The organism is Dialister sp. (assembly GCF_047832375.1).
Classification (GTDB): Bacteria; Bacillota; Negativicutes; order Veillonellales; family Dialisteraceae; genus Dialister.
Window position 1 is genome coordinate 2518007 of the sequence record NZ_CP181256.1, and the last position, 14974, is coordinate 2532980.

11 protein-coding genes are annotated in these 14974 nt (G+C 54.7%); 2 read left to right on the plus strand and 9 right to left on the minus strand.

The annotated features are described in order from the left end of the window. Positions 1-893: 893 nt before the first annotated feature. From ACFWUL_RS10035 to ACFWUL_RS10065, 7 genes are all read right to left on the minus strand, one after another. Positions 894-2972 (minus strand): transglycosylase domain-containing protein, encoded by a 2079-nt coding sequence (locus ACFWUL_RS10035; RefSeq protein ID WP_416177177.1) that lies wholly within the window; start codon positions 2970-2972, stop codon positions 894-896. 766 nt (positions 2973-3738) lie between these two features. Next, the gene (folE, locus tag ACFWUL_RS10040) at positions 3739-4305 is read right to left on the minus strand and encodes a GTP cyclohydrolase I FolE (protein ID WP_297023327.1); all 567 of its coding nucleotides are present in this window, start codon (positions 4303-4305) and stop codon (positions 3739-3741) included. Positions 4306-4307: 2 nt separating this feature from the next. Beyond that, the gene (gene queE, locus ACFWUL_RS10045) at positions 4308-4991 is read right to left on the minus strand and encodes a putative 7-carboxy-7-deazaguanine synthase QueE (RefSeq protein WP_416177178.1); all 684 of its coding nucleotides are present in this window, start codon (positions 4989-4991) and stop codon (positions 4308-4310) included. Then, positions 4981-5310 (minus strand): 6-carboxytetrahydropterin synthase QueD, encoded by a 330-nt coding sequence (gene queD, locus ACFWUL_RS10050; protein WP_297023332.1) that lies wholly within the window; start codon positions 5308-5310, stop codon positions 4981-4983. Before queD ends, queE begins: the two co-directional genes overlap by 11 nt. A 463-nt stretch (positions 5311-5773) precedes the next feature. Further along, entirely contained in the window at positions 5774-6472 is a 699-nt protein-coding gene (locus ACFWUL_RS10055; RefSeq protein ID WP_416177179.1) for a 7-cyano-7-deazaguanine synthase, read from the minus strand. Positions 6473-7364: 892 nt separating this feature from the next. Beyond that, a complete protein-coding gene (locus tag ACFWUL_RS10060) occupies positions 7365-8489 on the minus strand; it encodes a glycerate kinase (protein WP_416177180.1) in 1125 nt (374 codons plus the stop codon). Positions 8490-8872: 383 nt separating this feature from the next. Further along, positions 8873-9316, minus strand: coding sequence for an Lrp/AsnC family transcriptional regulator (locus tag ACFWUL_RS10065; RefSeq protein ID WP_416177181.1), 444 nt, complete (start codon positions 9314-9316; stop codon positions 8873-8875). Positions 9317-9745: 429 nt separating this feature from the next. Between ACFWUL_RS10065 and ACFWUL_RS10070 the strand changes: the two genes are divergently transcribed. After that, complete coding sequence (locus tag ACFWUL_RS10070) at positions 9746-10126, plus strand: type II toxin-antitoxin system HicB family antitoxin (RefSeq protein WP_416177182.1); 381 nt, start codon at positions 9746-9748, stop codon at positions 10124-10126. A 342-nt stretch (positions 10127-10468) separates the two neighbouring features. On the opposite strand, the gene mnmA is transcribed toward ACFWUL_RS10070, so the two are convergent. Together mnmA and ACFWUL_RS10080 are read right to left on the minus strand one after the other, a co-directional pair. Then, complete coding sequence (gene mnmA, locus ACFWUL_RS10075; protein ID WP_416177183.1) at positions 10469-11527, minus strand: tRNA 2-thiouridine(34) synthase MnmA; 1059 nt, start codon at positions 11525-11527, stop codon at positions 10469-10471. 1687 nt (positions 11528-13214) lie between these two features. Beyond that, positions 13215-13505, minus strand: coding sequence for a hypothetical protein (locus tag ACFWUL_RS10080; RefSeq protein WP_416177184.1), 291 nt, complete (start codon positions 13503-13505; stop codon positions 13215-13217). A gap of 464 nt (positions 13506-13969) precedes the next feature. Here ACFWUL_RS10080 and ACFWUL_RS10085 point away from each other — a divergent pair, with 464 nt between their 5' ends. Next, complete coding sequence (locus tag ACFWUL_RS10085) at positions 13970-14731, plus strand: sulfite exporter TauE/SafE family protein (RefSeq protein ID WP_416177185.1); 762 nt, start codon at positions 13970-13972, stop codon at positions 14729-14731. Positions 14732-14974 lie beyond the last annotated feature (243 nt).

The following is a 14974-nucleotide window of genomic DNA, read 5'->3' on the forward strand; positions in this document are numbered from 1 at the left end:
AGGGGCTGCATGATTGGGATTATCTCCAATTTAGCTTATTACCTTTGCTGCGAAGCCGCTGGCCCGTCTGACTTCTGAATGTCTGACTGTCTGATGTCTCCGCCGCGAAGCGGCCAAGCCTCAATCCTCTTCACTCAATTCTCAATTCTTTCTTTTTACACCGTCATAGTCATTTACCGGAAAGATTTCTCGACTCATCGGAGCTGTAGCGATTTTTATGGATAGAGCTATTTGGCATGTCCACACCGCTCGAAATGACGTTATGGGGTAGTTTTCACTTGCAAATCTATTACTAAGTTATCATATAATTAAACTATCATTAGCATAAATGTGATTGAGACAAGACACTTGTGTCCAGGCAGCAAGTTGCTTCGCAACAAATGCACCCTGATTCAGATCGAGGCCCAGATGGCCAGCCTGCGGCGCCTCCGGTCATTTTCCATCAGCTAACCCCAGCCCGGTGGGCAGCCCCTTCCCAGGGAAGGAGCCTCGTGTAGAGTCATTTTCACGGCTTTGGGGATTAGAGCCATCAGGATTCCAACGGCGGCGAAGCCGCGGGATCTCAATTCTCTTTACTCAATTCTCAATCCTTTCCCAATCATGCAGGCCCTTGGAGAAGGGCCGCGCCAAAGGCGCAGGATGGATTGACGGGATTTGTACGAATCCCCTGCTTCGCAGAACCCGCCTCTTCGAGGCGGATCCATCCCCTGCCCTTTGGGCTGCCCCCTTCTCCAAGGGGGCACTCGCTTACCGGTGTTCTCAACAGGTGAGGATACCCGTCAGCATGCAGCTTTTTGCGGCTCTGCCGCTGGACCTCAATTCTCTTTCCTCAAATCTCAATTCTTCAAAAAAAGAGCAGCCCCATTTGGGGACTGCTCTTTTTCAGCTATGCATCAGTTCGTCTTCGTGCTGTCTGCTTCAGACGGCTTAGCCGTGTCCTTGCCGGTGATACGGTCCAGGAGTTTGTTTCCTGCGGCCTTATTGGCTGTGGCGGCTTTATCGTCCTTTTTCTTTGTGTCTTCCTGTTTCTTGGCTTTTGCCGCCTGGGCTGCCTGCGCGGCCTGGGCTCTGGCATTTTCTTCTCTTACCGCCTGGGGAATATCGAAGCTCTTTGTCTTATAGGCGGAGAGGGCCTGTTCCATGAAGTCCCTCCAGATAGCTGCCGGGATGGTGCCGCCGGTGTAGCCGGCATTGGTGGATGTATCGTCGCCGATCCAGACGGCGGTCACCAGTTCAGGGGTGTAGCCCACGAACCATGCGTCGTGTTCGTCATCGGTGGTACCGGTCTTGCCGGCTGCGGTGCGGCCGATGTAGGCGTTGCCGCCGGTGCCCCGGGAAATGACTTCTTCCAGGATGCTGGTGAGGCGGTATACCGCGTTTTCACTGACCACCTGCTTGCCTTCCTGCTTGCCGGAGTGATCTTCCAGGACGTTGCCGTTCCGGTCCACCACTTTCATGATGGCCGTCGGTTCGATAAGCTTGCCGCCGTTGGCGAAGACGCTGTAGGCCTTGGCCATGTCATACACGGAGACGCCATTGGTAAGACCGCCGATGGAGGCTGCCAGGTTATCATCGTTCTTCTTGCCCGTCTTTACGAGGGTGGAAATGCCGCAGGCTTCTGCGGTGTCCAGGATTTTCTTCATACCCACTTTATTGGCCAGGTCAATGGTGGGGATATTCATGGAGTGGACGAGGGCTTCTTCCAGTGTCACCTGTCCGCCGGAAGTGCCGCCGTAGTTCTTCGGGGTCCATCCGCCGCCGTAGGTTTTCTTTTCGTTGCTGATGGTGTCGTAGGGGCTGAATTTGTTTTCAAAGGCCGTAAGGTATACGAAGGGTTTGAAAGAGGAGCCCGGCTGGCGGACCATCTGGGTGGCGCGGTTGAAGTGGTCTTCTCCCCGGCCGCCGACCATGGCTTTGATATGGCCGGTGCCTACTTCGATGGTCATAAGGGCGCCCTGGGGCTGGGTCAGTCCCTTGGAGTCCTTCGTTCCCTTCGGCAGGTCCGCTTTCAGTGTCTTTTCTGCTTCCTTCTGCATATCCAGGTCCAGGGTAGTGTATACCTGGAGACCCTCTTTGTAGATGGCATCGGAATCATACTTGTCGCTGATGGTCTGGATTACGTAGCTGATGAAATAGGAGGCTGTGCTGTCGGTGCCCTTATTGGTCTGGGGCTTTGCCAGGTGGAGGTCCGCCTTCTTGGCTGCTTCCGCATCGGCCTGGGAAATATAGCCGTACTTAGCCATCTGGTCCAGTACGATGCCCTGGCGGTATTTTGCCGCTTCCAGGCTCCGGAAGGGGGAGTAGTAGTTCGGGCTGTTTGGGAGCCCTGCCAGCATGGCACACTGGGGCAGGGTGAGGTCTTTCACGTCTTTGCCGAAATATACCTTGGATGCTGTCTGGATGCCATAGCAGCCCTGGCCGAAATAAATCTGGTTCATGTACATTTCCAGGATCTGCTTCTTGGTGTACTTGTTTTCAATCTGCAGCGCCAGAACCACTTCCAGGAGTTTTCTCTTCAGTGTCTGTTCCTGGGTGAGGAAGGCGTTTCTCGCCAGCTGCTGGGTAATGGTGGACCCGCCCTGGCCGGTGGCGTTATGGGTGATCACATTGGACCATACGGCACGGAGGATACCCCGGGGGTCTATGCCGTGGTGTTCATAGAAACGGACATCTTCCGCTGCCACGAAGGCATTCTGCAGGTTCTGGGGAACCTGGGTAATGGGCACGGGGATACGGTTTTCTTCTGCGTGCACCGTGGTAATAAGCCGTCCCTTATCATCGTAGATGCGGGAGGAAGCATTCGGCTGGATGTTGGCCGTCACGTCCGGCAGGTGCCGGGATACGGACACGAAGAACCCCGCCGCTGCGCCGGCTCCGGCAATCATCACGATGACCAGCAGGAACACAAGGACCCTCTTGAAAAAGGAGGATTTCTTCTGCGGCCGTTCGCGACGGATATCAGAATTTTTCATATATAACACTCCTGTAGTAAAATCTGTCCTTTTTGACGGCCATTCTCCCACGGCCGCCGCAAATTGGGCATATAATCACATTTATTATACCACAAGAGGGAAAGGAAAGAGGGATAGTGAGGCAGATCGAGACCGAGGTCGAGATCGAAGGTTAGCAGGTTGGCATGCTTACGGTTAGAGATACAGCCTTTAGCTTTGAGCCTTGAGCCTTGAGCTGGACAGCCGCTGCGCGGCGGGATTGCCTGCTGATGGATAGAGGCATTCGCATGGAGCTTCTAGCCTCTAGCTCCTAGCTGTTAGGAAAGCTGATTTGCCTGCGGCGCTTCCTATCCGGTATTTCCGTCAGTCTTTCATGCCGTAGGCTGGGCCAGCTTTCCCAGCTGCCAGAAGCTAGCTGTTAGCAATCAGGAAAGCTGAACAGGCCCTACGGGCCAAATCCATCACCATCTCTCAGTCCGGTGGACAGCTCTCTTCTGGGAAGAGAGCCTCCTGCTGAGTCAATGGCACGTTATTTGTGCAGAGTCATTAGGATTCCAATGGCGGCGAAGCCGCGGAACCTCAACTCTCAATTCTTTTTTCGCCGTAGGCTATCCAGCTTTCCTGGCAGCTGGATGCTAGCAGCTGGAAGCCCCCCACACAAATGACTCTCCCCTCCAGTATGCTGCTCCGGAATCTGAAAAAGTGCCGTCCTCTCGGTACGGCACTTTCGGTTTCGGCGGCGAAGCCGCTGATTGCCTCGATCTCGATGTCGACCTCGATCTCAGCTTCACTTCCCCGCCAGTTCCATGAATTCTTTTCTCAGGGCGCTATCTTTCTTGAAGGCGCCGGAGGAAGCGATGGTTCTTGTCTTTGTACCGGGTTTCCTGATGCCCCGGGCGGTCATGCAGGAGTGTTCTCCTTCGATGTAGACGATGACATCGTCGGACTTCGTCACCAGTTTCATCACATCCCGGATGTCCGTGCCAATCCGTTCCTGGATCTGGAACCGTTTGGATACGGCATCGGCGATGCGGGCAATTTTCGACAGCCCGATGACCCGGCCATGGGGGATGTAGCCCACGGCGGCCTTCATGTTGTACATGAGGGCAATGTGGTGTTCACAGTGGGAAAAGATGGGGATATCCTTCACCACCACCATATCATTTTCCGGGGTGGCAAAGGTCTTTTCAAATTCCCGGGCAATGTCTTCATTGGACACGCCGGTATAGGCGAACTGTTCCGCCATCATGTCCGCAAACCGTTTCGGTGTCTCCCGGAGGCCTTCCCTGTCGGGATCATCGCCTACGGCTTCGATGATGAGCCGGGCCGCCTGTTCCAGTTTTTCCATATCCATAATTAAACGCCTCTCCTGTCAGGGTCCCAGATGATCTTATGCAGCTGCACCTGGACCCGTACTTCCTGCAGCCTGTTATTTCTTACAAAATACACCAGTTCCGATGGTTCAATGCGCCCCCACACGGGACTCACAAAGAACTGGGGATGGGTATTTCTTTGGAAATCTTTTTCCACGATTTCCTTCATTTCCTCCATGTCTTCCACGGAGCTCACCACGAATTTCAGCACATCCTCCGGGCCCAGGAGTTTGAAATTGTCCCGGTTCATGAAGGATTTCATGCCGCTTCCGGTGCATTTGAAATCCATGGTATAGAAGACTCCCTCCGGCCGCTGCCGCCACAGGGGGACGGCGCCGTTGGTTTCTATATTGATGTCATACCCTTCTTCCCCCAGACTTTCGCAGAGATGGTGCAGGGGATGGAGCATGGGCTCCCCGCCGGTCAGGGTAATCCGCTTCCATGGATATTGGCGGATTCTTTCCACCAGCTCCTCTTCCGTGAGCGCCTCCTCCGTATCCGCAAGGGACAGGGAATAGGCAGTGTCGCAGTAATTGCAGCGGAGGTTGCAGCCTGCCAGCCGGACAAAGGTGGCCATGAAGCCGGTCCTCTTCCCTTCCCCGTCGATGCTGTCAAAAATCTCGGTGATGTGGAAGAGTCCGTCATCGTAGGCGTACTTACTTCTCATAGGTTGCCACGTTTCCTTCCGTTTCCTGGACGGATACCCGGATGCAGCAGGGAATATGGTCGCAGATCCACTTGGCCATGTTCTCAGCGGTGGGATTCAGGTCTCCCAGCACGTCATTGATGAGGTGGTGGTCGAACTGATTCACGGTTTCCTTGATTTTGCTGAAATCCACCACCATGCCGTTCTTGTCCAGGGTCTCGCTCTGTACGGTGACGGTGATGATCCAGTTGTGCCCATGGAGGTTGGAGCACTTGCTTTCATAGTCCAGGTGCAGGAAATGGGCACCGGAAATTTCCATTCGTTTTGTTACGGTGTACATGGGATAGTCCTTTCATATATGTGAGTTAGTGAGTTAGTGAGTTAGTGGGTTGGTGAGTCAGGAGGGAGAAGTTAGGAGTTAGGAGTTAGGAGTTAGGAGTGAGGAGTGAGGAGTGAGGAGTGGATGTGCGGCGCATCAGAATAATAGGGCGCCGCAATTTTTGTATTTCGATTATGCCGCTCCACCGCGGAATCTGTCTGTCCTCTGATTGGCTGACTGTCTGAAGTCTCCACTATCCCCAGCATGCAGGCCCTTAGAGAAGGGCCGCGGCAAAGCCGCAGGATGGATGCGGCGAAGCCGCGGGCCGACCAGCTCAAGGCTCAAGGCTAAATGCTCAAGGCACGTCCGTTCGCACACACGCCCAGCCACACAAGCGCCGCAGGCAGATCAGCTTTCCCAGGAGCTAGCAGCTAGCAGCCCCGCCCCTGATGACTCTGTCCATCAGAATGCAAGCCGCCAGGCCTCAATTCTTTTCCAGCGCCGGATCCTTCACTCCGTTGGCGGCGAAGGCGGCGGCCCGGTCGATGCAGGTGCCGCAGGTGCCGCAGGGTTTGTCTCCCCCTTCGTAGCAGCTCCAGGTGAGCTCATAGGGGGTCTTCAGCTTGAGGCCCGTAGCCACCACGCCGGCTTTGTTCATTTTGGCAAAGGGGAATACGAGGTGCACCTTGCCGTAGGTACCGATGCGGATGGCATCGCCCATGGCCTTCAGGAATGGTTCACTGCAGTCGGCATAGGCATCGCCGGCGGCATCGTCGGCATGGGCGCCAATGTAAATGTCCACGTCCTCATCTTCGAAGAGGGATGCCGCCAGGGATGCAGCGGTGGACAGCATGAGGCCGTTCCGGAAAGGCACATAGGTGGACACCTTTCCTTCCCCGTTTTCTGCTATCTGCTGGGCATAGCTCTCATGGACGATTTCCTGTGTAGAGTTTGCCAGGAGAGAACAGTTGGAATACCGGAAAATCTGGGACAGGTCGAATTCATAGTGCTTCAGGTGGTAGTACTCCGCCACTTTCCGGGCCGCCAGGATTTCCTTCTTGTGTTTCTGGCCATAAAAAATAGAAGCAGTCACAACGTTTTCTGCTCCCAGTCGGTCCACAGCCAGGGATACGCAGGTGGTAGAATCCACGCCCCCGCTGGATAGTATAATCGCTTTTTTCATCGTTCCTCCTGTTTTTTAGAGTTGGTTAACAGATGACAACTGAGATATATTGCGTTTATCCATTATAGCACTGAAAGGGGGAAGGGGCAAATGGCGGATTTGTGTGATGATGTGACTTCCCATTCCGTTGTAAAAGACTCCGTCCATCAGTTAGGAGTGAGGAATTAGGAGTGAGGAGTGGCGGTGCGGCGCATCAGATTAGGTAGCGCCGCGAATTTTTTATTTTCCTATTTGCGGCTTGGCATGGTTACGATCAGAGTCGCGGGCCTTGAGTCTTTAGCCTTGTGCCTTGAGCCTTGTGCCTTGAGCCGGACAGGCCCTTTGGGCCAGATATCATGTGGCTGGGCGTGCGTCCAAAAGGGCGGGGCTTCTAGCTTCTAGCTGTTAGCTTTTAGGAAAGCTGACCAGCCTTCGGCATGAGAATCTATCGGAAATATCTGATGGAACGCCGCAGGCTGCTGAGCTTTCCTGGCCACTAGCAGCTAGTGTGTCATTTCAAGCATATTTGGGTTAATTCCACATAGTAATTTTTGAATAAATCCTATATTAGCCCTCACCAATATCGTCATTTCGAGCGGTGGCAGCATGCTAAGTGACGATGCAGCTAAGAATCGCTACAGCTACGATGAGTCGAGAAATCTTTCTTGCGTTTGAGGATACAGGATTTTGCAACCATTGTCGGCGTTGTAAGATCGTCAGCGGTATTTTTCTGCGAGATCTCTCGACTCTCTCTCACATTCTATTTTTATGTTTTGTGTCATTACGATGCTTCCACCGCTCGAGATGACGGTGTACCGGTAGCGCCGCCAATTGAAATGGTGACAGAGCCGCTGTTGGCCCAGCCACCAGATATCAGTCACTAGCCACTTTCCTGCCGCCAAGCCGCTGGGCCTCAACTCTCAAATCTTTCCTTTAAGAACCGCTCTGCCGCATTCCGGTACCAGGCTTTCGGCTCCTTCATGGATTTCTGGATATCCTCCCCTTCCGCTGCCGGAAGGACCGCCGCAGCCCCCAGGGAAAGGAGGCTCTCCCATCCTTCTCCCAAAGATCCGGAGAGGACGACACAGGGAACCCCCTTCTTTTTGCAGTGGGCCGCAATACGGCCCGTAATCTTTCCTTCTCCGCTCTGGCCATCGGTCCTCCCTTCCCCGGTGATGACCAGGTCCGCCGTTTCCAGACGCCGGTCGAAACGGGCAAGTTCCAGTACCTTTTCTGCCCCGGAAGCCATGGTGCCATGGAGGAAAAGGAGCAGCGCCGCTCCCAGGCCACCCGCCGCACCGCCGCCGGAAAGGCACTCCAGGTCCCTGCCAAATGTCCTCTCCAGTACCCCTCTGTAGTGGACCATGCCTGCTTCCAATGCCTCCACCATGGCCGGGTCTGCCCCTTTCTGGGGTCCAAAGACCCGGGCAGCGCCCCGGTTTCCGCAGAGGGGATTCGTCACGTCCCCCAGGATGGTGAGGTCCAAATTTTTCACGCCTTCATGGATACCGGACAGGTCTATGGTCTCTACCTTTCCCAGGGACGATCCCCGGCCCGGGAGTGGGTTTCCATCCCTATCCGGAAACCGGACGCCAAGGGCTTCCATGGCTCCCATGCCGCCATCGCAGGTAGCACTGCCGCCGATGCCCATGTAAATGTGCCGGTCTCCCCGGTCTAAAGCGCGGGCCATCATTTCGCCGGTACCGAAGGTGGAGGTAAGCCAGGGATTTCTCTTCTCCTCCGGCACCAGGAGAAGACCCGAAGCCTCCGCCATCTCCATCACCGCCCTGCCGCCGGGAAGGCGAAGGGACCTGGCCAGGACGGGATTTCCCAAAGGGCCAGTCACCCGGTCCACCACCGGTTCTCCACCCGCTGCCGCCGCCAGGGCATCCACGGTCCCTTCGCCCCCATCAGCCATGGGAACCACTTCTGTCTCCCACTGGGGATAGAGAGAAAGCACCGCTTCCTCCAGGATATGTCCTGCTTCCAGGGAGGAAAGGGTGCCTTTAAAAGAATCAGGGGCTAAGAGAATACGCATAGGATCACCTGGGTTGAAATAGGGGGATAGTGGGTTAGTGGGTTAGTGGGTTAGTGGGTTAGTGAATTAGTGGATTGGTGGATTGAAAGGATTAGTATGGTTACGGGTAGAGGCACGAGCCTTGAGCCTTCAGCATTGTGCCTTGAGCTGGACAGCCGCTTCGCGGCGGATTTGTATGCTGACGGGTAGAGCCATTTATGCGGGAGCTTCTAGCTTCTAGCTTCTAGCGGCCAGGAAAGCTGGTCCGCCTGCGGCGCTTTCCGCCAGATATCTCCGTCGGTCATTCGTGCCGTAGGCTGTAGAGGTTTCCTGGTAGCTGGCAGCTAGAAGCTAGCAGCCCCATGCTGGTGACTCTACCCGTAAGCACCGCCTCAAACCTTTCTTTATTCATCTACCGGATGGATACCATGAATTTCCCGGAGCACCGGATACATACGGCAGCTGCCGAAAGAGGCGAGCTCCTTTTGGAAAGAATCCCGGGATTCTTCGCTGTTGAAATGGGCATCGATGAAGACCGCCGCTTCCGTCTCGTAGCAGTGGAGGATATGGTACTCCGTGGTATGGACGAAGCGATAGAAATCGTCCTCTTTATCCTTTTCCAGATGCAGCAGGAAGACCCCATGTACCGTGTAGCCAAAGACCGGGCAGTTCACGTTTACCGTGTACCGTTCCACCACCCCCAGGTCCTGGAGCCGTTCAATCCGGTTCTTCGCCGCCTGTCCTGTGAGGAAAACCTTCTTTCCCAGTTCCGTCATGGAAATGCGGCTGTTCTTCTTCAGTTCATTAATGATCTTCTTGTTTGTTTCATCCAGGGTCTTCGTATTCATGGGGCTCCTCCTTTGGCATACGGTAGTTTTATTTATTATACCATTAAAGGAAGAGTTGAGATTTGAGAGTTGAGATTTAAGGTCCAGCAGCAAAGCTGCGGTTTATCATGCTGATGGATGGAGAGCTATTCGTGCGGGGGCTTTTAGCTTCTAGCTGCTGGCAGCCAGGAAAGCCGGTCCGCCTGCGGCGATTTCCAATTCACCTTTCCATCAGTCATTCATGCCGTAGGCTATAGAGCTTTCCTAAAAGCTGGCAGCTAGAAGCTAGCAGCCCCCGCACGAATGATGCTGCCCGGCAGCCGCATCCCAAAATGTCAAATTTCCTTCAATTTCCTGTAAATTTATCTTGGCAGGAGAGGGTAAAATGGTATAGAATAAAAATGACCAAGTTTTTATGAGAAATCAAGTGCAGTGGAAAGGGGGGAAACGATGAAATATTTCTATCCCGCCGTATTTTCGCATGACGCTGAAAAAGGAACCTTTTCCGCTGTATTCCCGGACATCCCCGGATGCCAGGCCTTTGGCCGCTCCATGGATGAAACCGCTACCAGGGCCCGCGCAGCCATGGCTGCTTCCCTTCGAGAAATGGAAGAAAAGGAAATCCCCTTTCCCATGGCCTCCGACGAGAGACTGCTCCAGCGCCGCTGCCGGAATGAAAAGGTCTGTGTCATCCTTGTAGACATGGACAGTTACCGCGCCTTCTGCGCCTATAAAGTAAAGCATGCCGATGCCAAATCCGCCGAATGGGCTGCTTCTGCCAGAAAAGGCAGGAAAGCAGGAATCCTGGCCAGGGTATTTGGGCTGAGATAAATAGATAAAAAAGAGAGCTATGCAAGATTGCATAGCTCTTTTTGTGTGGCTTATGTCCATCTGACGGCCCATCGGATGTATAGGGCCAAAGGTGGTAAATCAGGAATCAGGAATGGTGGTGCGGCGCACAAATCAAACAGCACCGCGGATTATATAATTTCTTCCTTGAGCCCAAGCAGCAGCCTTTGCCTTGGCGTCAGGCCATAGCCATGTCCGCAGGACACAGCCCCCGCCGAAGGCGGATCCGGTCTGACGTCTGACTGCCTGAGCGTCTGATATCTCATCGGCGGCAAAGCCGCGGGACCTCAAATCTCAACTCTTTCTCGCCGAATGCCGATTTCCTTACAGCGCCCTCAGGATGGTGCCTCCGCCGATAAGGCGGTCGTCATCGTAGAATACCACGGACTGGCCGGTGGTGATGGCCCGCTGGGGCTCGTCGAATTTCACTACCGCCCGGCCATTCTTTCCCAGGGTCACCGTGCAGTCGTGGACCCGGATACCGTAGCGGATCTTTGCCTGGCACCGGAATTCTTCTGCCGGTGCCACGTCGTCTGTGAAGTGAAGTTCGTCTGCCAGGAGCCGGGTGCGGAAGAGGTCCTCATTTTCTCCCACCACCACCTGGTTCTTGTCAGGCCGCAGGGCCGTCACGTAGAGAGGGGTCCCGGCCGCAATGCCCAAGCCCTTCCGCTGGCCGATGGTGTAGTAGGGAATGCCCCGGTGATGGCCCAGGACCCGTCCCTTCTTATCCACAATATCACCGGGCTTGAATGCCTCAGGCGCATGGTTCTGCAGGAATTCCACGTAGGATTTCTCGCTGGTCAGGAAGCAGATATCCTGGGATTCCGCCTTATTATAGGTAGGAAGCCCCTTTTCCCTGGAAATCCGGCGGGTATCTTTCTTGAAGGTCCGGCCCAGGGGAAAAATGATATGGGCCAGCTGGTCCTGGGTGAGGTGGTACATCATGTAGGACTGGTCCTTCCCCAGGTCGATGCCCTTGTGGACTTCGAATTTCTGGCGTTCCGGATTATAGACAATCCTTGCATAATGGCCGGTGGAGAAATAGGGAGCGTCGAAGGCCTTCCGCACTTCATCATAGAAGAGGCCGAATTTCACCTTGAAATCGCACATCATGCAGGGATTCGGGGTCATACCCTTCGTATAGGCGTCGATGAAATAGGAGAGCACGAATTTCTGGTACGCCTCCCGCACGTCGATGACCTTGAAGGGAATGCCGATGAACTCCGCCATGGCCCGGGCCCCTTCGATTTCCTCGTCCTGCCCGTCGAACTGGTACATGGTGGCTCCATAGACGTCGTAGCCCTGGTCCAGGAGCAGCCGCGCCGTAAGGGTGCTGTCCACGCCGCCGGACATGGCGACCACCACTTTTTTCTTTTCTGTCATACACTATCCTTTCTGCGGAAAATCCGCATAAACCATCATTCCGGGAAATCCGAAAAAGCCGAAATTCCCGACATCGGAGTGAAAGTCCGAAGGATGCTTATACATTATATCATTACGGCGCAATAGATAGAATGATTTTGATGTAAATCGCGCTGGTGGATAGCATCAATCGCAGAGGGGATGTCAGTGAGGAGGGCGGAGTGAGGAGTGAGGAGTGAGGAGTGAGGAGTGAGGAGTGAGGAGTGGCGGTGCGGCGCATCAAAATTATAGAGCGCCGCAGAGTATATATTTTCCCTTCTTGATCCGGTCAGACTCCTGCGGGGAAAAAGAAAGATTTGAGAATTGAGTGAAGAGAATTAAGGTCCCGCGGCTATGCCGCAGGAATACCGCCTGCGGCGCTATGTGGCTGAGTATGCGTAGAACGTATGGGAGCCTTTAGCCGGTCAGCGGCTTCGCCGCCAATGTACCCCTCATGGCTGGATTGCAAAAGGAAGGCGCCTCATGCGGGGGCAATTGCACGCTTTACGGTTAGAGACTTCAGGATTCCAACTGCCGCAAAGACGCGGGGTCCCAGCTTTCTTCACTCCATGTTACTCTGTCCCTGATCATGCAGGCCCTTGGAGAAGGGCCGCGGCAAAGCCGCAGGATGGATGCGGCACAGCCGCTGGACCTAAATTTTCTTCATTCAATTCTCGATTCTGCTTTTACCCCCTCTGCTTTGCAGATTCTGCCTCTTCGAGGCAGATCCATCCCCTGCCCTTCGGGCTGCCACCGGTTGGCCTAAAAGGAAGGCGCTTTAATGGGCAGGCTAAGCGCCTTTTGTATTCAGGCCAAACTTGGACATCCTATGCAGGATGTCCATCTCCAAGGAGGCACGGGTGGACGGTTACCCTCACAATGGTAAAAACTCCAGACGAGACTATCCCCCACCATGCAGGCCCTTGGAGAAGGGCCGCGGCAAAGCCGCAGGATGGATGCGGCAAAGCCGCTGGTCCGGTCCGACGTCTGCCGTCTGATTGTCTGACGTCTTACCTGCGATAAAGCCGCTGGATTCTATCTCTTTATGCGATGCGGTGCGTTTTCTCTGCTTCGCAGATTCTGCCTCTTCGAGGCAGATCCATCCCCTGCCCTTCGGGCTGCCACCGGTTGGCCTAAAAGGAAGGCGCTTTAATGGGCAGGCTAAGCGCCTTTTGTATTCAGGCCAAACTTGGACATCCTATGTGGGCATCCTGCATAGGATGCCCAAGCCGGGCTCATTTGCGAGCATAGTCTGCACATTAAGCGAGCACCTTAGAGCCCGGCCGAAGGCCCTCCATCTCCAAGGGGGCACGGGTGGACGGTTACCCTCACAATGGTAAAAACTCCAGACGAGACTATCCCCCACCATGCAGGCCCTTGGAGAAGGGCCGCGGCAAAGCCGCAGGATGGATCCGCCTCGCAGAGGCGGGTTCTGCGAAGCAGATGAGCCAGCCTGGGCCATGAGCTGGCCAGGCCCTGCGGGCGAATGAGATTGAGATTGAGATCGAGATCGAGGAGAACAGCCTGCGGCGCTTCCAGCAATTCCCATCATCTATCCTCACCCCACCAAGGTGAAAAATGGTGATGGAATCGGCCCGCAGAGCCTACGCAGCTCATGGCTCAAGGCCTCGCCGCTGATGACTCCACTCGCCAGCCCCCTATCCCATCCTCAGTCGTCGGACTGCTTTTTATCCCAAAGATACTGATTATACTTCTGCTGGTAAAACTCTGCTTCCTTCTTTTCCCGCCAGTGGTCCCGGTCGTCGCAGATGGCCAGCATTTCGTCGGCGATTTCTTCCGGCCGCTGCGGGTCGGCGTGGGACAGGTAACGGATCATGCGGCCCATGGCGTACTCCGTGCCCAATGTGGCCGCCACCAGGGCCCCCAGCTCTCCGGGAAATCCCTTTGCCTCCACCATGCGGATAATGGTGTCCCTGTACTCCTCCAGTTTCGTCTCCATAGGTTCTCCTTTCAGAAATATATATACATTAGTATATAATAGGGAAACTCCATTTGGATAGGAAAGATTGAGGCCGAGATTGAGATCGAGGAATTCAGCCTGCGGCGGTTTAGTATGCTGGCGGGTAGAGTCATCAGTGCGGGGGCTGCTAGCTGTTAGCTTTTAGCTTTTAGGAAAGCTGAACAGCCTGCGGCGCTTTCTATCGGATGATTCGACCAAATATCCATGCCGTAGGCTATGGAGTTTTCCTAACAGCTAGAAGCTAGTAGCTAGCAGCTCCGGACGAATGACTCTACCCGCCAGCATGCCCATCTGCGGCGAAGCCGCTAAAGACCTAAACCTGGACCTGGATCTAGACCCGCAGGGCCTTCGGCCCTATTCCCCTCGACCTCTATCTTCTTTACCAATCTTCTTCCCCGTGCTATGATGAAGAAATACTAAACCTTACATTTAGAGGAGTTTACATGGACGTCTTTCTTCAATACCTCATCATCTGCCCCCTGGTCATGATTGCGGGGTTCGTAGATGCCATTGCCGGCGGCGGCGGACTCATTTCCCTGCCGGCCTACCTCATCAGCGGCCTTCCGGTGCATAATGCCATCGCCACCAATAAGATGAGCTCCACCATGGGTACGGTTCTTGCCACTTTCAAGTTTGCCAGGAGCGGTTTCATTCCCTGGAAGCTCTCTGCCACCTGCGTGGTCTTCGCCTTTGCCGGTTCCTCCGTCGGTGCCCGGCTGGCGCTCCTTATGGATGCCCATATTTTCATGCTCTTCATGGTGGTGGTGCTCCCGCTCACCGCTATTTACGTGACGAAGGGGAAAGCCCTCATTTCCGAAAAGGCCCCCTTTACCTGGAAGAAGACAGCCATCCTGAGTGTACTCATGGCCCTCATCATCGGCGTATACGATGGGTTCTACGGTCCCGGCACCGGCACATTCCTGCTGCTCCTCCTCACCGGCGTGGCCCACCTGCCCCTGAAAGAGGCCAACGGCGTCACGAAGGTCATCAATTCCACCACCAACATCACCGCCCTCTGCGTATTCCTGCTGAACGGCAAGGTGCTCTTCCCCCTGGGCATCATCGCCGGCCTCTTTGGCATGGCCGGCAACTACCTGGGCGCCCAGTACTTCGCCAAGGGCGGTGCGAAAAACGTGAAGCCCGTCATCATCACAGTGCTCACGATTTTCTTCATCAAAGTGGTATATGAGCTGGTAATAAAATAAAAAATAGAATTGAGAATTGAGTGAAGAGAGTTGAGGTCAAGCGGCTTCGCCGCGGTTCAGCATATATGCAGATATAGGCACCAGCCTTGAGCAGTGAGCCTTGAGCCTTGAGCGGGACAGCCGCTGCGCGGCGGGTTTGCATGCTGATGGATAGAGTCAGATGCGTAAGAGCTTCTAGCTTCTAGCTGTTAGCAGTCAGGAAAACTGATCTGCCTGTGGCGCTTCCATCAGCTAATTCCGACA